General features: G+C 61.0%; 19 protein-coding genes. 6 read left to right on the forward strand and 13 right to left on the reverse strand.

The annotated features are described in order from the left end of the window. Nucleotides 1–5: 5 nt before the first annotated feature. Genes O3A94_06040 through O3A94_06055 form a run of 4 tightly spaced genes read right to left on the reverse strand, consistent with a single transcriptional unit; the run spans nt 6 to nt 3,596 of the window. Complete coding sequence (locus tag O3A94_06040; protein MDA1355815.1) at nt 6–776, reverse strand: SDR family oxidoreductase; 771 nt, start codon at nt 774–776, stop codon at nt 6–8. Further along, a complete protein-coding gene (locus tag O3A94_06045; protein ID MDA1355816.1) occupies nt 773–1,705 on the reverse strand; it encodes an alpha/beta hydrolase in 933 nt (310 codons plus the stop codon). Before O3A94_06045 ends, O3A94_06040 begins: the two co-directional genes overlap by 4 nt. Before the next feature lie 12 nt (nt 1,706–1,717). Further along, nucleotides 1,718–2,809 (reverse strand): LLM class flavin-dependent oxidoreductase, encoded by a 1,092-nt coding sequence (locus O3A94_06050; protein ID MDA1355817.1) that lies wholly within the window; start codon nt 2,807–2,809, stop codon nt 1,718–1,720. A 19-nt stretch (nt 2,810–2,828) separates the two neighbouring features. Beyond that, nucleotides 2,829–3,596 (reverse strand): GntR family transcriptional regulator, encoded by a 768-nt coding sequence (locus O3A94_06055; protein ID MDA1355818.1) that lies wholly within the window; start codon nt 3,594–3,596, stop codon nt 2,829–2,831. 118 nt (nt 3,597–3,714) lie between these two features. Between O3A94_06055 and O3A94_06060 the strand changes: the two genes are divergently transcribed. Further along, complete coding sequence (locus tag O3A94_06060; protein ID MDA1355819.1) at nt 3,715–4,782, forward strand: hypothetical protein; 1,068 nt, start codon at nt 3,715–3,717, stop codon at nt 4,780–4,782. Nucleotides 4,783–4,786: 4 nt separating this feature from the next. Further along, nucleotides 4,787–5,545, forward strand: coding sequence for an SDR family oxidoreductase (locus tag O3A94_06065; protein ID MDA1355820.1), 759 nt, complete (start codon nt 4,787–4,789; stop codon nt 5,543–5,545). Here the strand turns inward: O3A94_06065 and amrS are convergent. Then, entirely contained in the window at nt 5,537–6,691 is a 1,155-nt protein-coding gene (gene amrS / locus O3A94_06070) for an AmmeMemoRadiSam system radical SAM enzyme (GenBank protein MDA1355821.1), read from the reverse strand. The two genes, O3A94_06065 and amrS, sit on opposite strands and share 9 nt — an antisense overlap. A 60-nt stretch (nt 6,692–6,751) precedes the next feature. Here amrS and amrB point away from each other — a divergent pair, with 60 nt between their 5' ends. Further along, entirely contained in the window at nt 6,752–8,134 is a 1,383-nt protein-coding gene (amrB, locus tag O3A94_06075) for an AmmeMemoRadiSam system protein B (GenBank protein MDA1355822.1), read from the forward strand. Here amrB and O3A94_06080 read toward each other — a convergent pair. Further along, complete coding sequence (locus O3A94_06080) at nt 8,131–8,394, reverse strand: hypothetical protein (protein ID MDA1355823.1); 264 nt, start codon at nt 8,392–8,394, stop codon at nt 8,131–8,133. The genes amrB and O3A94_06080 overlap by 4 nt on opposite strands. Before the next feature lie 135 nt (nt 8,395–8,529). After that, nucleotides 8,530–9,342 (reverse strand): N-formylglutamate amidohydrolase, encoded by an 813-nt coding sequence (locus tag O3A94_06085; GenBank protein MDA1355824.1) that lies wholly within the window; start codon nt 9,340–9,342, stop codon nt 8,530–8,532. 75 nt (nt 9,343–9,417) lie between these two features. On the opposite strand from O3A94_06085, the gene O3A94_06090 reads away from it, so the two are divergent. The 3 genes from O3A94_06090 to O3A94_06100 all read left to right on the forward strand — a co-directional run bounded on the left by O3A94_06090 (nt 9,418) and on the right by O3A94_06100 (nt 13,900). After that, nucleotides 9,418–10,092: a cysteine hydrolase gene (locus tag O3A94_06090; protein MDA1355825.1), complete on the forward strand. Its 675-nt coding sequence runs from the start codon at nt 9,418–9,420 to the stop codon at nt 10,090–10,092. A gap of 29 nt (nt 10,093–10,121) precedes the next feature. Next, nucleotides 10,122–10,625: a cupin domain-containing protein gene (locus O3A94_06095; GenBank protein MDA1355826.1), complete on the forward strand. Its 504-nt coding sequence runs from the start codon at nt 10,122–10,124 to the stop codon at nt 10,623–10,625. Nucleotides 10,626–11,077: 452 nt separating this feature from the next. Further along, nucleotides 11,078–13,900: a PAS domain-containing protein gene (locus O3A94_06100; GenBank protein MDA1355827.1), complete on the forward strand. Its 2,823-nt coding sequence runs from the start codon at nt 11,078–11,080 to the stop codon at nt 13,898–13,900. On the opposite strand, the gene O3A94_06105 is transcribed toward O3A94_06100, so the two are convergent. From O3A94_06105 to O3A94_06130, 6 genes are all read right to left on the reverse strand, one after another. Next, on the reverse strand, nt 13,876–14,820 hold the full coding sequence (locus tag O3A94_06105; protein ID MDA1355828.1) for an ornithine cyclodeaminase family protein: 945 nt from the start codon (nt 14,818–14,820) through the stop codon (nt 13,876–13,878). The two genes, O3A94_06100 and O3A94_06105, sit on opposite strands and share 25 nt — an antisense overlap. A 9-nt stretch (nt 14,821–14,829) precedes the next feature. Beyond that, entirely contained in the window at nt 14,830–16,542 is a 1,713-nt protein-coding gene (locus tag O3A94_06110; protein MDA1355829.1) for a hydantoinase B/oxoprolinase family protein, read from the reverse strand. A 59-nt stretch (nt 16,543–16,601) separates the two neighbouring features. After that, nucleotides 16,602–18,323 carry a hydantoinase B/oxoprolinase family protein gene (locus O3A94_06115; protein MDA1355830.1) on the reverse strand — a complete coding sequence of 574 codons (1,722 nt, stop codon included), beginning with the start codon at nt 18,321–18,323 and terminating at the stop codon, nt 16,602–16,604. 59 nt (nt 18,324–18,382) lie between these two features. Next, complete coding sequence (locus O3A94_06120) at nt 18,383–20,422, reverse strand: hydantoinase/oxoprolinase family protein (GenBank protein ID MDA1355831.1); 2,040 nt, start codon at nt 20,420–20,422, stop codon at nt 18,383–18,385. Nucleotides 20,423–20,593: 171 nt separating this feature from the next. Beyond that, nucleotides 20,594–21,973: a Do family serine endopeptidase gene (locus tag O3A94_06125; GenBank protein ID MDA1355832.1), complete on the reverse strand. Its 1,380-nt coding sequence runs from the start codon at nt 21,971–21,973 to the stop codon at nt 20,594–20,596. Between the two features lie 207 nt (nt 21,974–22,180). Continuing rightward, on the reverse strand, nt 22,181–22,813 hold the full coding sequence (locus tag O3A94_06130) for a hypothetical protein (protein ID MDA1355833.1): 633 nt from the start codon (nt 22,811–22,813) through the stop codon (nt 22,181–22,183). Nucleotides 22,814–22,818: the final 5 nt, after the last annotated feature.

Here is a 22,818-nt window from a genome sequence, read left to right on the forward strand (position 1 = left end):
TCAGATTACAGTTGCGCCATCAAGCCGCCATCGACAACCAGATCGATGCCGGTGATGAACGACGCACGATCGGAAAGCAGGAATAGGCAGGCAAAGGCGATGTCTTCCGGCAGACCGAGGCGCCTGAGCGGTGTGCGCGCCGCCATAGCCTCGGCGCGCTCAGGATAGACATCGTAAATCGGGCTGGTCATTGGCGAGAGAATTGCGCCGGGGCAGATGGTGTTGGAGCGGATATTATCGAGCGCAAATTGCAAGGTGAGCGAGCGCGACAGCCCAACAAGCGCAAACTTTGACGCCTGATAAGCCTCCATCGGGCCGCCTTCGATGATGTTTTCCATGTTGCGCAACCCGGCGACGCTGGCGATATGCACCAGCACGCCGCCGCGCCCGCCCTGTTTGATCAGTGGCACGGCATAGCGCGCCATCAGGCCGGCGCCGGTAAGGTTGATCTCGATCACCTGACGCCACACCGCCATATCCATCTCGACAATCGAGGTATCGGTGTCGAACCAACCCACGCCGGCGGCGTTGACCAGATAATCGAGCCGCCCGGCGCGCGCATGGGCGGCGGCGATGGTGGCTTTGACGAAAGCCTCGTCAGTGATGTCGCCTTCGACATAATGGCCGCTGCCGAGGTTGAAATCGTCAGGCTCGGGCTTGAGGTCGATCGCCGTCACCTCAGCGCCTTCTTCTTGTAGGGCGCGCGCGATGGCCAGGCCTTGGCCGCCACCGGCGCCCGTAAGAATAACGTTCCTGCCGCTGAATTCCTTGGTCATGTGTTGAATACCTCGCGCAAAGCTGCGGCGGAATCGTAAAGACCCGCCTCGGCGCTCTCGATCAAACCGGTGATCGAGGCAAATCCGTGAATCATGTTCTCATAGCATTTATGTTGCACCGCCACGCCGGCTTCGGCGAGGCGCTTGGCATAGGCATCGCCCTCGTCGCGCAACGGATCGAAGCCGGCCGTCAGCACAAAGGCCGGCGGCAGGCGCGTGAGATCGGTGGCGCGGAGCGGCGAGGCCAGGGGGTCCAGCGCGTCGCCCTTCGGGCCGAGATAACTGGCGATATAGAACGGCATGGAATCGAGCAGATAGCCGCTCGAATAGAGGCGTTTCGATTTCGTCTCGCTGGCGAGGTCGGTGACCGGATAAATCAGCAATTGGAACATCAGAGTCGGCCCGCCGCCGTCGCGCGCCAAATGCGTCACGGCGCAGGCAAGATTGCCGCCGGCGCTGTCGCCGCCGATGGCAAGGCGCGCCGGATCGCCGCCCCACGCCGCGGCGTTTTCAGCCACCCAGCGCACCCCCGCCAGCGCGTCATGCACGGGCCCAGGAAAGTGACATTCGGGCGCCGGGCGATAGTCGATCGCCGCCACGATGCAGCCCGCGTGATGGCACAGGAAGCGGCAGATATCGTCATGCGTATCGAGATCGCCGCGGATCCAGCCGCCGCCATGGATATAACTGAGCACGGGCAGGGCGGATGCGCCCACTTCCGGATGGTAGATGCGTGCCGCAAGCGGCCCGCCGGGGCCCTCGAATTCGCGCGCTTCGATCCGCGCGACCGCGAGCGGCTTGCCAGCCACTGCCGCCATTTCCGCCTTCCAGATTTCGCGTGCGCGTACGGGCGTCATTTCCTCGACCGGCTCTTCCCCGCTAGGATCAAGGGAATCGAGGATTTCCTTCAGCTTGGGGTCGAGTTCCATGCCCGCTGCGGCTCAGCCCTTGAATTTTGACGAATAGCGCGGCGCCACTTCTTTGGCGAAGCGCCGCATCCAGTCATGGCGCTTGGCGCGCGGCACGCCGGTGGTGGCGATATGCAGCAGGAAACTGCCGAACCCCGCCGCCCTATAGCGCTCCAACTGGCGGCACACGGTTTCCGGCGAGCCGACGAACTGAAATTGCGACCAGCGCGGCATGGATTCGGGGTTGCACTTGTCCACCATGCTGTTGAACACATGGCTCCAGGATTTGTACGAGCCCAAATTTTTAAAATGGTCCTTGTCGCCTTCATAATGATCGACCTGCTGCTGCATGAAGGGCGGAATGAAGGTCTTGGCGTCCTCCACCGCTTCTTCGTCGGTGTCGGCAATGATGCAATTGACCATCAGCGGGATCGGCTTTGAGGTGTTGAGGCCGTGCGCCGCCGCCCGTTCATGCCAGCGCGCGATGACCTCATGCTGCTTCTCAAAATTGGCGATGGTGGTGCACATTGGGGTGAGCCCGAGATCGGCCATGATCTCGGCACTCTCTGGGCTGGCTCCGAGGGCGCCGTAAAAGTTTATTTTTGCCGTATCGCCGCGCGGGCGGATTTCGATTTCCTTCGGCACGTTCAAATGTTCGCCCTGATAAGTGAAGCGCCCTCCCTTGAGCGCCGTGGAGATGATCTCATAGCACTCACGGAATCGCGCCCGGCCCAATTCCATGTCGATGCCGAAGGCGTCATATTCCATTTTTGCGGTGCCGCGCCCGATGCCGAGATGAAGCGGCTGCTTGGTGAGCGCGTTGAGCTGGGCGATCTCTTCGGCCAGGCGCAGTGGCTCATACCAGGGCGTCACCAATACGCAGGTGCCGAGCCCAAGGTCGGGAAAGCGCGCGGCGATAAAATGCAAAAACGCCAGCGGGTTGGGTGTCGGGTAGTAGTCCGAGAAATGATGCTCGATCATATACGCGGTGGCGTAGCCCAACTCCTGGCCAAGCTCGCAATCGGCGAGGATTTCGTCGTAGCTTTCGCCGTCCGTCAGGCTCCTTTCACCTGACGGCGCGGCGACGAAGCCGAACTCAATATCCCGTTGGGCGCTGATGGTCATGTCTCTCTATCTCCATTTGTTATTGCTTGGCCGGAACGGCACGTTGCACCAGGCCCTCGACGCCACCCTGGCTGGCGCGCAAATGCGCCGCCATGGCGGCTTCCGCCGCGTCGGCATCGCCGGCCTCTAGGGCGGCAAAGATCGCTTCGTGATAGGCGTTGGCATTGTCTTCGAGTCTGCGGAACACCGCACCAATCGGAAGAAACATCGCGGCGCGAGCCTCTTCGATGGCGGCCAGCAGATAGTCGTTGCGCGCCGCCCGAGCGATGCCCAGATGAAATTCGGAATCAACCGCCATGAACTGGCTCACCGTGGCCATCGCCTGGGCTTCGTCGGCCTCTGGACGCGGCGTGGCGAGCTCGCCCATACGCTTCACATGGCGCGCCAGCGCCACCAAATCGCTCTTGCTGCGGCGTGCCGAGGCAAGCCCCGCGGCGCTGCATTCGATCGCCATGCGGTAATCGTAAATCGCCTCAATCGCCTTCAATCTGCCGGCGAGTGATTTCTCCAAAACATCGGCGTTCTGTTCCAATATCGTGAGGCCGCCCGCCGCACCGCGTTTGCTTTGCACCAAGCCATAGCCTTCCAATATCTTGACCGCGTCGCGCACGGTGGTGCGTGAAACGCCAAGCTGCTTGGCCAGTTCGCGCTCCGGCGGCAATTTGTCGCCAGCCAAAAAGCGCCCCAAATGGATCGCCCGGCGCAACTGCTCGACCACCAGCTCGCAGGCCGAGGTCGGGCGCACCGGATCGATAACGGCATGGGCTTGGCCTATGGGATGGCCCATGTAAATTCCTTTCAAATTTTAGAATGGTCTAAATATCATACCTTAGACCGTTGCACACGGCACTTGTCAGCCGCGCCACGATTTATCAACTTGTCTGTGACAGGTGAAGGAGAGACACATGGCGCAGGAAGTAACAGGCGGCGCGGTAGCGTTCGATGCCGATCTCGGCCATGCGGCGCCGAGGGGCCCGATCGCCGCACAAGGCGAATCGAGCTATCGCCGGGCGGCGCAAGCACTCGCTGCGGGGCGCTTCCAAGACGCCGCCGATTTCGCGCGGTACACAATCGAAGAAGCGCGCGAAGGGCATGAGGTGTATGCCGCCTGGGCCGATCAAACCCGGCGTTACCTGCTGCGCGAGGGCGTCAGTGCAGACACCCTCGCGGCGGAGGATGCGCGTCTCGCCGGTCTGTTGCGCCTCGACGACGGCACAGCGTTCGACGCTGCCGAGCGCTGGGCTGAATATAACCGCCTGATCGATAATTTCATATTCGCCTGCGGGGCCGGCGACAGCGCGGCGGCCGCTACCAATTTGGAAGCGGCACGGCTTTCCTGGCGCGCTACCCATGACCGCGCTTGCGATTGGTTGTACGGCCTGTTGGATGCCGTGGTGCGCCATTTTGGCGAAGCACGCATCGGCCCGCTCTGGGACGAATTGTTGGCGCCGATGTATGCGACCTATGACCGCTACGATCCCGCGGTCACGCCGTGGCCGGAGTCAATCCGCCGCTTGGTGTTGGTGGCCGCAGAATCTTTACGCGGCCATCTCAGCGGCCCCGGGCGCATGGGCGATATCGAAATAGTCGAAGAGGCGGATCGCTGGGTGCTGAGCTTTGATCCGTGCGGCACGGGCGGGCGCACGTACCGCGATGATGCAGCCGAAGGCTATACGCCGCGTATGGTGCCGCCCTATGATTTCGCCGTCACGCAAGAGGAACATGATTGGGCGTGGAACAAGAAGGGCGTCTGCGTGTACTGCGTGCATTGCTGCCAGCTCAACCAGCGCATGCCCATCGCCCGCTTCGGCTTTCCCACCCGCGTGGTGACACCGCCGACCTGGCCAGAAGCACGAACCGGTGGAAAATGCGTCTGGAGCATTTACAAAGACCCTTCAGCGGTGCCGGAGGAAGCCTACCGGGAGGTTGGCCTCGAAAAGCCGGTGCGCTTCGGCGGTACCGGAGAGGGATGAGCACATGGCGCAAATAAATTTCCAAAATCGCGGCGGTTTGGTCGCTGGCGCCGGCGGCGGCATGGGCCTCGCCATCGCCAACGGCCTAATTGAGGGCGGCGCCGATATTGTCCTGGCCGATATCAAGCCCGAGCCCCAAGGCATTGCCGCCGGTCCGGGCCGCGCGCTTTATCTACAGGGCGATTTGAGCGATGAGGATTTCGTCCGCGATGTCGTCGCCCAAACCCAAGCCCATGCCAGGCGCTTCGATTATCTCGTCAATACAGTCGGCGTGTGGTGGGGCGAAACGGATCTGTCCGTTGTCGATATCGAGCGCTCGGTGTGGGATCGGGTGTTCGACATCAATCTCGGCTCTATGATGTTGACGGCGCGCCATGCGGTGCCGCTGATGCAAGCCAATGGCGGCGGCGCCATCCTATTGATTTCTTCGATCCAGGCGCTGCGCGGTGATCCTCGCGCGCAGGACGCCTACGGAATTTCAAAGGGTGCCATCCGTACGCTGTCCAAATCCCTCGCCATCCAGTTTGCCGGCGATAACATCCGCTGCAACGCTATCTTGCCGGGCTATGTCCGGAGCGAAATGACGCGCCGCTTCGATGACAATTCAGCGCGCAGCGAGGCGGTACGCAAACGCATCCCGCTCGCCCGTTTCGGCGAGGTTGCGGATATCGCCGGGCCAAGCTTGTTCTTGCTGTCCGACGCCGCCTCGTTCATTACCGGCACGGAGTTGATCGTCGACGGCGGTACGACCGCCCTACCGTAAAGTCGGCACGACCGTCTTACCTAAAATTTCTGTCGCCTCAGCGGTGAAATCGCGCATCCGTACCGGCAGGCGTTTGGCACCCCAGGCGCCCGGCGCGCCCTCGAACACCCCGGCGCAGGGCGTGCCGCATTGGCGGCAGGCGCCGGCATCGTTCAACCCCCAGAATGAGAGCGTATAGCGGTCGCGCCCGATCAGCAGCGCCGAGCAATTATGGCAATAGGTGCTGCCGCGCCCGCGGTCGCTGACATTGCCGACATAGGCATGGCGCACGCCGTTTTTGAGTGCCGTGCGGCGCGCCAGATTGAGGGTTTGGTGCGGCGTATTGGGCTTGTCCATCATGCGGTAATCGGGATGGAAAGCGGAAAAATGCAGCGGCACATCGGGTCCGAGATGTTCGACCACCCAGGCGCTCATTTCATCGAATTCACCCTCTGAATCATTCTCGCCGGGGATCACCAGATTGGTGAGCTCGAACCAGGTGTCGGTTTCCTCTTTGAGAAATATCAGCGTCTCCAGCACATCCTTCAAGTGGCTGTTGGTGATGTTCCAGTAGAAATCCTCGGTGAACGCCTTTAAATCGACATTGGTCGCGTCCATATGGCGGAAGAATTCGGCGCGCGGCTTGGGCGAAATATAGCCAGCCGTCACCGCCACCGTAGCGATGCCGATCTCCTTACAGGCCTGGGCGATATCGATGGCATATTCCATGAATATCACGGGGTCGTTATAGGTAAAGGCGACGCTTCGGCAGCCGAGCTTCTGCGCCACTGCCGCGACTTGCTCCGGCTTGGCGCCGTCGGCCAAGGTGTCGATCTCGCGCGATTTGCTGATGTCCCAATTCTGGCAAAACTTGCAGGCAAGATTGCAGCCCGCCGTGCCGAACGACAGCGTCGGCGTGCCGGGCAGGAAATGATTGAGTGGCTTTTTCTCGATCGGATCGACGCAAAAGCCGCTCGAACGCCCATAGGTGGTGAGCACCACTTGATCACCCAGCCGCCCGCGCACAAAACACAGGCCGCGCTGGCCTTCGTTCATTTTGCATGCGCGCGGGCACACATCGCATTGAATGCGGCCATCGTCGAGCGCATGCCAATATTGCGTCGGCCAGCTTTCAGTATTTTCGTCGATGCGCTCGTCGCCGCTCATGAGGAATTTTCCGTGTGTTGTGCTAGAATGCGAGCGTAGCAAACCTATGAGAGCCTAGCCATGGCAAGCGTGCGCCAACCGGCCGTCGCCGGCACATTTTATTCGGCCGAGGCATCGGAGTTAGAAAATTCCGCAGCCGCTCATCTTAATTCGCCCTTGGCCTGGGATATTGCCGCCAAGGCGCTGGTGGTGCCGCATGCGGGTCACGTCTATTCCGGCGCCATCGCCGGCACGGCCTATGCCTCGGTGCGACACCTGGCCGCGCAAATTGAGCGCGTGGTTCTGCTCGGCCCGGCCCACCGTGTGGCGTTTAAGGGCGTCGCTGTGCCGAGCGCCGATGCCCATGCCACGCCGCTTGGCAATGTACCGGTCGATTGGCCGGGCGTCGCGACTGCGCTGGCGCTGCCGCAAGTGCATATCAACGATGCCGCGTTCGAAAATGAGCATTCGCTGGAAGTGCATCTGCCGTTCCTGCAACGCGCTCTCGGCGATTTCGCCCTGGTGCCGCTGCTGGTCGGTGATACCAAGCCCGAAGGGGTGGAGCAGGTGCTGCAAAAATTATGGGGCGGGCCGGAAACCCTGATCGTCATCAGCACCGATCTCAGCCACTTTCATGATTATGCCGAGGCACAAAAGCTCGACGCGAGCGCCACCCGCGCAATCGAGACCTTCAATGTCGAAGGCTTGAGCGGCGAGCTTGCCTGCGGCTTCCGCCCGCTTTCCGGCCTGTTGCGCGCCGCGCAGCGGCTTGACCTCCGTCCGACGACGCTCGATGTGCGCAATTCCGGCGATACGGCGGGCGATAAAATGCGGGTCGTCGGTTACGGCTCTTATGCGTTCGAATATTCCGGCGCCGCGCGCACGCCCGACAAATACCGCACGCCGTTCCTTGATATCGCCCAACAATCGATCCGCCACGGCATCAAGACCGGTGCCTGCCCGAATGTTGACCTATCGGGCTTTCCGTATCCGATGCGCACCCACCGGCGCACATTTGTCAGCGTCCACACCGGCGGCAAGCTGCGCGGTTGTGTCGGCTCGCTGGTTGCCAACAATCCGCTGATTGCCGATGTCGTGCAAAACGCCTACCGCGCCGCCTTCGAGGACAAGCGCTTCAAGCCGCTTACCGAAGAGGACCTGGTCGAGACCGATATTTCAATCTCCATTCTCAGCACGCCGCGGCCCATGGTTTTTCGCAATGAGGCCGATCTTGTGGCACAGATCCAGCCCGATACCGATGGCCTGATCCTGCAAGACGGTAACAAGCGCGGCATCTTTCTGCCCGTCGTGTGGGAGCAGATTTCTGAGCCGCGCGAATTCCTGCGCCACCTCAAAAACAAGGCCGGCTTGCCGCTTGACCATTGGTCAGACGGCATCAAGCTGTGGCGCTACACCACCGAATCCTTCGCCACCAAATTCGCGCCAGCGCCGGCCGACGCTTAACGACTGGCAATCACCGCCGGTGCGAGACGATCTGGCGGCGGCGGCAGCCACATCCAGACAGGACCCAGCCCGCGCTGCGACGCAGCTGAAATCTTGGCAGTTTCGGCGTGCTGGCCGCGAGCCTTAGGTTTGCTCGCTGGCGCGCGCGAGCGCGAAGACGCGGGATCCTTGATGCTGTCGAGAAAACCGAGCTGGAAAGTATCTTTGGAATCGGCGAACGCAGGAATTGCGACTATATGAACCGTGAATGCCGCGCTCAAGGCGAGCGCCAGGGTGGCGTATAGGGGGATAAAACTTAGCGGCATACTTTGCCTCCATAGTTGAGCTAACTGCTGCCTAGTCCTATGGCTTAGTACGGTAAACCGATGAGGTTTCCGATTGCTTAAGCGTTATGCTTAACGGGCCAATATTTCGAACGGCCCATGATCGGCGAGCGCGGTTTCGAGTGCCTCGGCAACCTGCCCGGCCCACAGCGCAGCACCCTCCGCTGTGTCGATCAAATCCTGGCGAATTTCGATTTCGATATGCGGCAAGCCAAGTTTCTGGCCATACTCAGGGATCGAATAGTCGGACGGGCCGACAATCGCATAGGGTTCGTTGTCGCCGATGCAGATGCCGGGCACCAAGGCAGAGAACGCCGCCTGCAGCGGCGCCACCAGCCGCCCGTCATGCTCCCACAGGAGGCCGATCTGCCACGGCCGCGCCTCGCCGCCGCTCATTTGCGGTGTGAAGCTATGCACCGCGACAAAGAGCGGTATTTTCCCGCCGGCGATCAGCCGGTCGAGCGCGCCGGCAACTTGCCGGTGATAGGGCCAAAATAGCGCGTCCGCCCGCGCCGCCGCCTCCACTGCCGAGACGCCTTGGTTAGCGGGAATTTCACTGCCGTCGCTCACCGGCGGTATCGAAGTCGGCGAGGTAAGCGGGCGGTTGCAATCAATGACGAGGCGCGAATATCCGGCGAGGAATGCCGTTGCGTCCAGCCGCTCGGCGAGATGGCGGGTTACTGCGGCCGCACCAATGTCCCAGGCGATATGGCGGCTGAGATCGCCCTCCGTCAGGCCAAGCCCGTTCATATGGCCGGGCACAGCGCGGCTTGCATGGTCGCACGTGAGTAGAAAGCGCGATCCCCCCACCGGGTTAAACCGGGTGAAGGGCGGCGGATCGTTGGCATTGAGCCGTGCCGGATCGAAGGGCGGCGAATCGTTCATGGCGGTCATATTGCCAGACAACAAGCGCCGGCTCGACTATGATCATCGCCAAGAAAATTTTCCGGAGAGCTGAAAATGGCTGATGGTCAAACCGGTCTCACGCGCGACGTGCCCCTGGAGCCGGGCCGCGCGGCGCTGTTGATCGTCGATGTGCAGAATTATTGCTGCGCCCGCAGCGGCAGCGCGTTCGACGGTTTGGACGAAGCCGGGTTCGAAGCCAAGTATGGCGATTATTTCCGCCGCCTTGAGCGCCAGACGATCCCCAATCTGCAAGCGCTGATCGCCGCCTGCCGCGCCGCCGGCGTCGAGGTCATATACACGGTGATCGAAGCGCTTACCCGCGATGGCCGCGATCGCGGCCTCGATTACAAGATCACCGGCTTTCTCGTCCCGCGTGGCTCGCCCGACGGCCGCGTGATCGCCGCCATCGCGCCCGGCGACGACGAGATCGTGTTGTTGAAATCAGCGTCCAGCGTCTTCAATTCGACCAATATTGAATATGTGCTGCGCAATCTCGGTGTCGAACGGCTCGCCATTTGCGGCGTCTATACCGAGCAATGCGTCGAATCTGCGGTGCGCGATGCCTGCGACCGCGGCTTTCTGGTCACCCTTGTGGGTGATGCCTGCACGACGCCGTCGCAAACCGCACATGACAATTCACTACAGGCGATCAAGGGCTATTGCCGGACCGTCAACACGGCGGATTTGGTGACGGAGCTGAACGGCTATCGCCAGCGCCGCGCCAGTTAATCTTCTTAACCTCAGCATAGGAGCGCGCCATGAGTGGCGATTCGCCGGTGATCAATCTCGATGAAATCGAAATGGAACAGTGCGGCCCGTTCGGCGAATCCGGTGACTTCGAGGCGCAAATGGGCGCTATCGGCAGAGAAATCGGCGCGCAAAAACTCGGTAGTCGCTTGGTCGTGGTGCCACCGGGCAAGCGCGCATGGCCGTTTCACCTGCACTACGCCAATGAGGAAATGTTCGTGATCCTGTCCGGCTCGGGGATGCTGCGCTACGGCGAACAAACCTTTCCGCTGCGCGGTGGCGATATCGTCGCGGCACCGCCCGGTACCGGCAAGGCACATCAGATCATCAATGATTCAGACGGTGAGCTGCGCTATCTCGCGATCAGCACCATGGAGCATCCGGAAGTGGCGGAGTATCCCGATTCCGACAAGATCGGCGTGGTTGCCGGGGCGCCGCCCGGCCGCCGGCCCTACGACCTGTTCTATTTCGCCAAGCGCGAATCAGGCGTTGATTACTGGGACGGCGAATCTTGAGGCTCTGCCCGATGGCGCTCGTAAACCGGGCGGGGGGTGGCTAATTTGCCAAGCGCTGCTTGAACAGGGTGATATCGTCGGGGGTGGTGCGCCCGGCCGCTGCGCCCGATGCCAACGCGTAGAGATCAGCTTCGATGGCGGCCTCGGTGATGGCGCCGGCCTGGATCGCCGGCCTGGATCGCCAGCCGGATATCGCCGGCGTTTGATAGCGCGCAGGCGCCGGTATCGGCGAAGACGCGCGCTCGCGCCAAGGTGGCGCAACAGATGATATCGGCCCAGTTTCTCAGAATTTGCGATAGCTACCACAACAATTACATGAATGTTGCGCGTTGATGTGGAGAAGTTTGGCTACATCTCGACTCGATTCTAGGTAAGATTAAAGTAAGATAAGACTGGCACTATTCGCAGTTGAGATTTTCATTTCCGATTCGATTACAAATAGATAAAGAGCCTTGCAGGTCACGCGACACAATTCCCCAGGGCCGTTCGCTTCAAAGGACGAGGCGGCGGAGGGCGCCGCTGGCGGCGCGGATAGCAGGCTGATTGCCGCTCAGGAGGAGAATCTCGCCCTCAAGGCCGAGTTGGAGCGCTACCGCCTCGCGGCCCTGGCGTCGCGCGAAAGCCTGTGGGAGTTGGATATCGCAACCGGCGACATCTGGTATTCGCCGCAAATTCTCGAAATGCTTGGCTGGGAAGGCCACGAGCGGGGCAGCCCGCAGGGGCTAATCGTCAGCTCCGACGACTGGATTGCTGAGGTTCATCCCGAAGATTTGGGCTTCGCCATGGAGGCGATCAAAGCCCATATAAAACATCACGCGGCCTACGACCTGGAATACCGCTTTCGCAGGCCGAGCGGCGAGTATCGTTGGCTGCGGATGACGGGACAGGCCATACGCGACGAAACGAATTTCGCGACGCGCATGGTGGGCGTGGTCAGCGATGTTACTGAGCGCAAGCTGGCGGAGCAGGCGTTGCGAGAGAGCCAGGCCGAATCCGAAGCCGCGCGCAGCTATCTCACCAACGCGCTGCAGAGCATGCGCGACGGCTTCGGCATTTGGGACGCGGATGAACGCCTGGTGATATTCAACGAGTCGTTCCGCACGTTGGCCGGCGAGGCAGCGGATTTCTATCGGGTGGGAGTGGCCTTCGAGGATGTCATCCGCCAAGGCGCTGAGATCGGCCAGTGGTATCTCGGTGAGGGCGGCGTGGAAGGCTTTGTTGCGGAACGCTTGGCCAGTTTCAGGGCCGGCGAGACATATGAACTGCGTCGCAGCGACGGCACCTGGATGGAAGCCCTCGACCACAAGGCGGAAGGCGGGCAAACCATCAGCTGCCGCATCGACATCACCGCGCGGAAACACACCGAGGAGGCGCTGCGCCGAAATGAGGCGAACCTCAAAGCGGCGCAGCAGATATCCACTATCGGCAATTGGGAGATTAGCGACGACGAGGATGCCGGCGAGTGGTCGGACGAGGTTTACCGGATATTTGGGCGTGACAAGGACGCGTTCGGCGCCTCTTACAACCGCTTCCTTGAATGCGCCCATCCGGACGATCGCGAGATGGTAAAGAGCGAAATCGCGCAGGGTATGGCCGCGGGGGTAGCCTTCTCCTTCCGGCACCGGATCGTCCGCCCGGGCGGCGAGGTGCGCCACGTGCTGGAGCGCGCGGTTCCGCGTTGGGCGAAGGACGGAACCGTGATCGGTGGCGCCGGTACGGTGCAGGACATTACCGAACAAACAGAATTGGACGAGGCGCTGCGTCACAGCGAGCACCGGCTGCGCGAAGCCCAACGCATTTCCAGTATCGGCGACTGGGAATCTGTCGGCGCCTCGAGAAAGCGCCGTTGGTCGGACGAGATTTACCAAATTCTCGGACGCGATCCAGAGACCTATGCGTCAAGCTACGATAACTTCTTGGCTTGTATCCATCCGGATGACCAAGATCAGGTCGAAGCTTCGATTCGTACAGGGGTGGCGTCGGGCAAGCCGTATTCCTTCGAGCACCGCATTGTCCGCCCGGATGGTAGCGTGCGCCATGTCCTTCAGCGGGCGCTCGCCCGCCGTGCCGAAAACGGCGAAATGGGCACGGTCGGCACCGTTCAGGACATCACCGAGCGCATGGAGATGTTGGAACGGCTGCAGCAGGCGCAGAAAATGGAAGCCGTCGGTCAGCTCACCGGTGGCATTGCTCATGATTTCAACAATCTGCTGACGGTGATCATCGGCAATCTCGATTTGCTCAAGGAAACGGTGGAGCAAAATTCCGACAAGATCGATTTGATCGACCGCGGCGTGCGTGCCGCCGAGCGCGGCGCCGATCTGACCCACAGGCTGCTCGCCTTTTCGCGCCGGCAGACGCTCTTGCCGGTGGCGGTGGATCTCAACATGCTGATCTCGGGCATGATCGAAATGCTGCGCCGCACACTGGGCGAAACGATCACTATCTCGACCCGCGAGCCGGCCGATTTGTGGCTGTGCGAGGCGGACAAGTCGCAGTTAGAGAATGCGCTGTTGAATCTGGCGATCAACGCGCGCGACGCGATGCCAGATCGCGGTAAGCTGTTGATCGAAACCGCCAATGTTGAATTCAGCGAGGACGAGGGCGGCGTCCTCAATATCGAGCCCGGTTGCTATGTAAAGCTACGCATTGCCGATACCGGCAGTGGGATCGCTGCGGAAATGCTGAATCATGTGTTCGAGCCTTTCTTCACCACCAAGGATGTCGGCAAGGGTTCGGGCCTGGGGCTCAGCATGGTTTACGGTTTCGCCCGTCAATCCGGCGGCGTCGTGATGATCGACAGCGCGCTGGGCAAGGGTACCGCGGTCTCGCTCTATCTGCCGCGCGCGAACGACGGGACGGTACGCGGCGCGGAAAGTCTCTCCCATATTGAGGTCTTGCGCGGCAACGAAGAGCGCATCCTGGTCGTTGAGGACGACCGCGGCGTGCGCGACCAGACGGTCAACCTGTTGCTGTCGCTCGGATATCGCGCCTATCCGGTGGATTCAGGGCAGGCCGCATTGAAGCAATTGGCGGAGATGCCGTCGTTTGACCTGTTGTTGAGCGATGTCGTGCTGCCCGATTTGAATGGCCCGTCTCTGGTCGAGATCGCCCGGCGGCAGGACCCCGATATCGCCGTCTTGTACATGACCGGCTACGCCGATGGCGCCTTCGAGCACCATGCCGAGGAAAATAAATCGACCGGCCTGATCAACAAACCGTTCACCAAAGCGCAGCTCGCGCGTTCAGTTCACGACGCCTTGAGGCGCTTATAGACCAGGCTCGCAGCGGCAAGGTCTTCGAGCGCCGCACCGACCGATTTGAACACCGTGATCTCGTCGCCGCTGGTGCGCCCCGCAGCCGCGCCCGAAGTGAGCGCGTAAAGATCGGCAACAATCGCCTCTTCCGATATCGCGCCGGTCTGGATCGCCAGCAGAATGTCGCCCGCCTCCGCGAGCGCGCCGGCGCGGGTATCGACGAAGATGCGCGCCCGCACCAAAGCGGCATCGTCGCTCTCGCGCATATCCGGGCGGAACGCGCCGACGAGGTCGAGATGCACGCCAGCGCTTAGCCATTCGCCTTTTATGAGCGCCGCCTGTGACAGCGTGGCGCAACTGATGATGTCGGCCCAACCGGCGGACTCCCGTAAATCCGTGATCGGCGAGATATCGACGCCCGGCAGGTCCAGGCGCGCGGCCAAGGCTTCAGCATTTTTCGCCTGGCGCGACCACACCCGGACTTCGCGAATTGGCCGCATCGCGGCATGGGCGCTGATCAGGTACGGCGCCAAGCTGCCCGAGCCGACCATCAACAGGCGTGCCGAACCGCTGCGCGAAAGATAGTCGGAGGCCAGCGCCGAGGCGGCGGCAGTCCGCCACCGCGTTAGGACAGTCCCTTCAATCAACGCCAGCGGTTCGCCGCTCGCGGCATCCATCAGATAATATTGGCCGAGGACGGAGGGCAGTTCGCGCGCCGCATTGTCGCCAAAAATCGTGACGGTTTTTACGCCCATCATGCCGCCGGCCTGCCAGGCCGGCATTATCAGGAGGGTGCCTTGGGCGCCGCCCGGCACGTCAACTGTGTGATGATGGCGGGTCGGCATCTCGCAAGGCTTGCGAAACATATCGCGCAGCGCCTCGATCAGCGCCGGGTAGTCGAGCAATCCGGCGAGCGTTTCGGCGTTGATAATTTGCATGAGGCGCGGCTAGTCCGCCTGGTAGCCATAATCCTTTTTGGCGCGCTCGGGCGATATATAGCCCTCGGCGACATCGTTCGCGATCGCCGCGCGGTCGCGTTGATCCGGATTGCCAAAGCCGCCGCCGCCGGCGGTGCGAAGGCGGATGCGATCGCCGTCACGTACTGTGATGTTCGACCATTTGCTGGTCGAGGGCTTGTTGAACGCCTCGGTCATGGTCTGCCATTTTGTGCCGCCCGCTGCCATATAGACAGTGGTGCCGGTGCCGCCCGGGCCGCCGCCGTTCAATCCCCAAGCGCTATGGTGGTGGCGGTCGGAGAGCTGGCTGATGATCATATCCGGATTGCTGCAACTGATCGTGCGCGTTGTCGCCAGGCCGCCGCGATAGGTGCCGGCGCCGCCCGAATCCGGCACCAGGCTGAAACTTTCGGTGAACCATGGATAGCGCGTCTCGAACACTTCGACCGGAATCACCCGGCAATTGCCGTTGATCGAATCTGTGGCGTCATTGCCGTCGGCATATGGCCGCCCGCCCCAGCCGGAAAGCTCGATGTCGTAACAGGCGAAATATTCATCGAATTCATGGTCTGTGCCGCCGAACACGAAATTGGTATGCGATCCGCCTTCCGCTGCCATTGCGCGGTGCGGTATGGCCGGCGCCAGCGCGCCCATAACGGTGCCGGCAATACGCGGATGGGTTTCCGTGTTGCCGCCCACTTCCGGCGCTGGATAATTAACGTTCAACAGCGTGCCCGGCGGCGCAACCACGCGAATCGGGCGGAAGCAGCCGGAATTCTTCGGGATCGTCTCATCGGTCATATGCAGGATGGCGTTGTATGTCGCCGACCAGGTGACGCCGAGGGTGGCGTTGATCGGGCCCGCCATCTGCTTCGACGACGCGCTGAAATCGACAACGATTTCGTCGCCCTGCACGAACGCCGCGACATTGATCGCCGCCGGCACGTTGGAGAGCCCGTCATTGTCCATATAGTCTTCGAAATCGTAGCGTCCGTCCGGCACTTGCGCCAATTCGTCGCGCATCCGTGCCTCGGAATAATCCATCAGATCGTTGCAGGTTTGGCGGAACACATCGGCGCCCTGTTTTTTGACGATCTCCTTGAGCCTCGCCGCGCCGACCTCGACACCGCTGATCAGCGCCCGCATATCGCCGTAATTGTGGCGCGGCGTGCGCACATTGGCGAGCCACATCTTCCACACCGCTTCGACATCGACGCCGCGTTTCTTGATCTTCACCGGCGGCACGCGGATACCTTCATGAAAAATTTCCGAGGCTTCCGCCGGGAACGAGCCCGGCGCCATGCCGCCGACTTCCGCGATATGGCCGATGGCGACGGTAAAGGCGATCAGTTCCCCGTCGATGAACACCGGCGTGAATAGCGAATGTTCCGGCGTGTGCAGCCCGCCCCGATAGGGATCATTATGGACGATCACATCGCCCTCTTCGATTTGGTCGAGCGGGATTTCTTGTAGGGAAGATTGGATCACCAGCGGCATGCCGCCGATCTGCGCTGGGCAAAACTCAGCCACCGCATACATATCGCCGTTCGGCGCGGCGATGGCGCAAGTGAAATCGAGCGCCTCATTGAAGATCGTCGAATAGGACGTCTTCATCAGGGTGATGCCCATTTCCCGGCACACCGAGACCATGGTCGAATCCAAAATACTCATGGCGACCATGTCCATTTGGCGGTCCTCGCTCATGCCGGGCCTTTCTTTAATTGAATGTCTGTCCGGCCGTCTGCGCGACGGCGCGTTTTGGCTCAGTCGTCGCCGGCGCCTTCCAGGCCATAGACATCGCGCGCCTGACGGCGGGAGATATAACCCTCCGCCACATCATTGCGCACGCTCTCTTTCACCCGTTCGCTGGGCTCGCCCCAGCCGCCGCCGCCCGGTGTTTGAAAGCGGATGCGGTCGCCCGGTGCGATGGTGACGTTGCTCCATTTGCTCGGGCTCACTTTGCCGAAGGCGTCGTCGATGGTGCGCCACTCGACTGTATTGGCGGCCATGTGCCAGGTGCCCGCGGTGCCACCGGATTGGCCGCCGAACAGGCCCCAAGGACGGTTGTGGTGGCGGTCAGACATCTGGCTGCCGGTGATCGGGGTATCGAGGCTTTTCAGCGTACGCTGGGTGCTGAGGCCGCCGCGGAATCTTCCGGCGCCGCCCGAATCCTCGACCATGATGTAGGATTCGCACTGCATCGGAAACCGCGTCTCGAACACTTCTACTGGAATCACCCGGCAATTGCCGTTGATCGAATCGGTGGCGTCGTTGCCGTCGGCGAAATTACGCCCGCCCCAGCCGGACAGCTCAATAGCGTAGCAAACGAATGCCTCGCCGCTGTCCTTGTCGGTGCCGCCGAACACGAAATTGGTGTGCGTCGCGCCCTCGGCGGCCATGGTGCGGTCGGGCAATGCCGGCGCCATGGCGCCGATCACCGCGCCGGCGATCTTGCAATGGGTCTCGGTGTTGCCGCCCACTTCTGGCGCCGGGTAATCGACGTTTAAGAGCGAACCCGGCGGCGAGACCACGCGGATCGGGCGGAAACACCCGGAATTGGTCGGAATCGATTCATCGGTGATATGCAGCATGCCGTTATAGGCGGCGGAATAGGAGACACCGAGGGTGGCGTTGATCGGCCCCTTGGCCTGCGGCGAGGTGCCGGAATAGTCGACCACCGCCTCATCGCCATAGATGTGAACGGCGACATTGATGGTGTAGGATTTTTTCTCGATGCCGTCATCTTCGACTTCATCGCTGAAGGTATATTTGCCGTCCGGAATAGCGGCGATCTCGGCCCGCATGCGGCTCTCGGAATAGTCGAGCAGATCGGCGGTATTGCGGCGGAAATGTTCCTTGCCATATTTCTCGATCATGGCGCCGAGCTGGCGCACACCAACATCGGTGCCGGCGATCAGAGCGCGCAGGTCGCCATAGTTGAAGCGCGGCGTGCGCACATTGGCGAGCAGCAGCTTCCATACTTCTTCGACGTCCTCGCCGCGTTTCTTGATGAACACCGGTGGTACGCGGAGCCCCTCCTGGAAGATTTCCGTGGCCTCGCCGGCAAATGCGCCCGGCACCATGCCGCCAATTTCGACCAGATGGCCGATGGTCATCGCGAAGGCCATCAGCTCGCCGTCAACAAACACGGGTTGGAACATGGTGTGTTCGGGGCTGTGCAGGCCACCGCGGTAGGGATCGTTATGGACCACAACATCGCCCGGTTCCCATTCGTCGAGCGGGATTTCCATGACGCAGCTCCGCACCAGCAGTGGCACGCCGCCGATCATCGATGGGCAGAACTCGGCCTGGGCGATCATTTCGCCGTTTGGGCTGGCCAGGGCGCAGGTGAAATCGAGCGCCTCGTTGAAAATCGTCGAATAGGAGGTGCGCATCAGGGTAATGCCCATCTCGCGGCAAATGGCGGTCATGGTGGAATCGATGATGCTCATCGTCACCATATCGACTTCATGCTTTTTACTCATCTCATACTCTCCCTGGCGTGGCGCCGGTTTGGCTTTGGCGGCGCGCCGTATTGGTCCCGCTATTCGGCGATTTTTCCGATCAGCAAATTGCCGTATGCGTCCACTCGTAAATTATGGTCCGGGCGTAGGATCGTTACCGACGCCGCTTCTTCGACAATCGCCGGGCCGCTGATCCTGTGGCCTTCGAGGAGGCTCGCCCGGTCGTAAATTGGCGTATCGTGCTGGCCATCTTCAAATGTCACTTCGCGCCGCGAACTCGGTTCCGCCGCCGTGCCGCCGCTTTTGCCGATGGTGGCTAATTCTGGCTTCTCGGTCAGCGATACGGTGGTCGCCTTGACGGTGATCACTTCGATCACTTCGCGCGGAATGTTGAAGCCGAAACGCGCCAGATGCATGTCGTGAAATGCCTGCCACAACTGCGGCGTGGTCTCGTCGGTAAAGCCATCGAACGAAATCGGGATTTCCAACTCGTAATTTTGGCCGAGATAGCGCATTTCCAGCGAGCGGAAGACTTCCACATTTTTGCCGTAGCCCTGCGCCGTGAGATCGTTGATCCCGGTTTCAATCAAGGCGCGCATGACTTCGGTGGCGCGCGTCTGATCGAAGCGCTTTGATGTCATTTGCACGGTGCGCATGGTGTCGACGCGGGCATCGGTGAGGATAAATCCGAAAGCCGAGAACTGGCCCGGATAGTTGGGCACGATACCGCTTGGGATGCCGGCGTCGTTCATCAGATCGGAGATGTGGAGTGGCCCGGCACCGCCGAAGCCAAGCAGCGAGAAATCGCGCGGATCGAGGCCGCGTTCGATCAGCACCGAGCGCAGCGCGCCGACCATATTATTGTTGGCGATCTGGATGACGGCGAGCGCCGTCTCGGCGGGTGAGCGGCCAAGTTCTTTGGCGACTGCCTGCATGGCGCTTTCGGCCGCTTTTTTGTCGAGCTTCATGGCGCCGCCGAGGAAATAATCGGGGTTGATTCTCCCGAGGATCACATTGGCGTCGGTCACTGTGGCTTTGGTGCCGCCGTTGCCGTAACACGCTGGGCCCGGATCAGCGCCCGCGCTTTCGGGGCCAACGCGGAGCATGCCGCCTTTATCGATCCACGCGATTGAGCCGCCGCCGGCGCCGATGGTGCGGATATCGATCATCGGGATTTGGATCGGAATGCCGAACTCAATCTCGAAATCGGTGGTGAAATTTTCCTTGCCACCGACGATGGTCGACGTGTCGGTCGAGGTGCCGCCCATATCGATGGTCACCAGATGATCAATGCCGACAAGCTTGGCGATATGCTTGCCGGCAATGACGCCACCGGTCGGGCCGGAAACGGTCATTTGAATCGGCGAGTTTTCCGCCGCTTCCAAGGACATTTCGCCGCCGTTCGATTTAATCACCACGATATGATCCGTGATGCCGTTTTCGACGAAGCGCTGGCGGATATTGCGCACCTGTTTGCTGACGATGGGTTTTATATAGGCGTCGGCGATGGTGGTTGAGGCGCGCTCATATTCTTTCCATTTGGGCAGCACTTCATAGGATATGGAGACCGGAATATCGGGTAAATCCTCGGCGAGAATTTCCTTAACGCGGCGCTCATGCTCGGGGCTCACATAGGAAAACAAGAAATTGACGGCCAGTGCCTCGATCTCGCCCTCTTGCTTGATCTGTTTCGCCATAGCGCGCACGCCGGCCTCGTCGAGCGGTATTTCGACCTCGCCATTGGCCATCACGCGCTCGGAAATTTCGTAGCAATGGCGCCGTTTGACCAGCGGTTTCGGCTTGATCCATGTGATGTCGTAATGACTGCGCCGGTTGCCGCGCTGGATGAATGGAATATCCTTGAAGCCATTGGTGGTGACATAGCCCACCGTCGCGCCTTTGCGCTCCAAAATCGCGTTGGTCGCGACTGTGGTGCCGAGGCGGATATTTTTAATGTCGCCAGGGTTTTCGAATTTTCCTAAACCGGTGAGAATCCCGTCATTCGGGTCTTTCGGCGTAGAGGGATTCTTCCACACTTCAACGGTTTTGGTCTGCGGATCATAGGACACAAAATCAGTGAACGTCCCGCCCACATCGATACCAACCATGTAACCTGCCACGCGTTCTCTCCCCGGCGTTCTGGGCCGGCCCGCCGCTTGGCGCGCCAGCAATTATCCATACTGAAATTGCGCAGATTTTCCGCGCAAATTGAGGCGCGATGTTATCGGCGCCGAACGTTCGGGGCAACTGAATTGCGGCGCGCCGCCCCGGCGCTGCGAGGCGCGCTGAGTCTAGCGGATCAGGATGAAAAGCGAGCCGTCGCCGCGGATAATATTGAGCAGCAGGGAGCCACCGCCCTGTGCCGCCACCGCCATCAGCTCACTCGGGTCCGTGACCGGTTTGCGGTTGACCGAGGTGATCACGTCCTCATCCCGGAGGCCCGCTTCCCAAGCCGGCGAATCCGCGACGACGCTCACCACATAGACACCCTTCACACGGCCGAAAAATGGCGAGTTTTGCGGGATCGGGCCGAAGGCGGCGCCTTTGAGTTTGGGGATTTCGCTGCCCGATTCGACGCGCGCTTCCTCGATTGCGCCTACCTTCAGATCGATCATGAGCTCTATGCCGTCGCGCACCACCTGAAGTTTCACCCGCGCGCCAACCCGCAGCAGGCCGATGAAATTGCGCAAATCAGAGCCGCTGTGCACCGCTTTGCGATTGACCGATATGATTACGTCGCCGGAGCTGAGTCCGGCCTTGGCAGCCGGTGACTCTGGCAAGACCTGCGCGATCAACGCGCCGCCGTCATGGTCGACGTTGAATTCTTTGGCCAATTCCGGTGTGAGGTCTTGGATTTGCACGCCGATACGGCCGCGCTCTATTTCGCCGAACTCGATGAGCTGGTCCATGATCTGGCGCGCCATATTTATCGGAATGGCGAAACCGATGCCGATATTGCCGCCGCCGGGCGCGATAATGGCGGTATTGATACCGACCAACCGGCCATGCAGATCGACCAGCGCGCCGCCGGAATTGCCAGGATTGATTGACGCGTCTGTCTGGATGAAATTCTCGTAGGATTCGATGCCGAGGCCGGTTCGCCCCAAGGCGCTCACGATGCCGGACGAGACCGATTGGCCGAGGCCGAACGGATTGCCGATGGCAATGACGAAATCGCCAACCTCAAGAATTTCTGAATCCGCCATTTTTAGCGCCGTCAGGCCTTCCGGATCGACCTTGAGAACGGCGACATCCGTGCCCGCGTCGTGGCCGATCAGCTCGGCTTTGAGCTGACGCCTGTCGGTGAGCGTGACGATAATTTCATCCGCTTTGGCAACCACATGGCTATTGGTGAGGATATAGCCTTTGGCGGCATTAATGATAACGCCGGAGCCGACGCTCTGGGTTTGGCGCTGTCGCGGCTGCTGATGCGGCTGATCGCCGAAAAAGCGGCGGAAAAAGGGATCATCGAAAAACGGGTTGCGATCGACCTCGACCGTGCCCTGGGTGGCAATATTAACCACCGCCGGGGATACTTCCTTGATCAAGGGTGCCAGGGTCGGTACCGCTTCGCTCGGTATGACCGCCCGCGCCGGATTGATGGCGAACACGAAAATCGCCGTGACGGCGAGCATCAGCGCTACGGTTATTCGGATTGGTCGAGGCGTCATATATTCCTCCGTAGCGCGCTATCCGCACAGCAAATGAGTCGCTTGCCGCAGCTCTAGTTTGCAATTCTAGACTAAATGGCGGCGCAATGTGGTCTCTTTAAGACCCTGGCGAAGATCCTGTAGAACCCTTGCGCCGCACAACCGTTAAAATGTTTCCCGGCTAATGGAAAGTAAACATTTTCGTTACCATGCCGAGCGCTGTGTTCGTTACCGTGCGAAGCTCCGTGATGTAGTTTCGCGGCCGAGACGTTCAATCAACAGCGGCGCCACTGGCCGGGCGATGCGTTGGTCACCGGCAGTTCGTGTCCGCCCTGCCGCCCGGCCGCGCCACAGAAGCGCACCATCGGCCCCTTCCAGCGCCAACTCGAACAAGAACGAGATCTGCCGGACGGACGAGTTGCCGCCCAACAACCCCAAATCCAGGCCGATGCCAATTTCGTTCACGCCGCTGCTGCTGCCCGCCGCCCCGCCGACTGCGACGCCGAAGCCGCCATCGCCCGAATCCGTGAGCGTGCTATAAATAATGTAGCGCAAGGTCAGCGGCGCATCCTCAGCAACGACGTAGCCACGGCGCTCGAGAGAGCTGCGGAGGATACGCTCAACATCGGCGTTCGGTGCGCCGCCCTCGGGCGGCGCAACGTGGAGCGCGGGAATATCGCCGATATCGCCATACACGCCGGTTTCGAACTTGCCCCATACATCGGCGCCGGCCGGCGCGCGACGCCCCGACGCGCCACACGCAACGGTGACCAGAGCCAAAGCAACAACGAGCAGCACGCGCATCGCGCCAGTTTGCCGTGCTACTCGGTAGCTGTCGATAGATGCGGAACTCGCCGCCATGTTAT

It is taken from the genome of Pseudomonadota bacterium (assembly GCA_027624955.1).
Taxonomy (GTDB): domain Bacteria; phylum Pseudomonadota; class Alphaproteobacteria; order UBA828; family UBA828; genus PTKB01.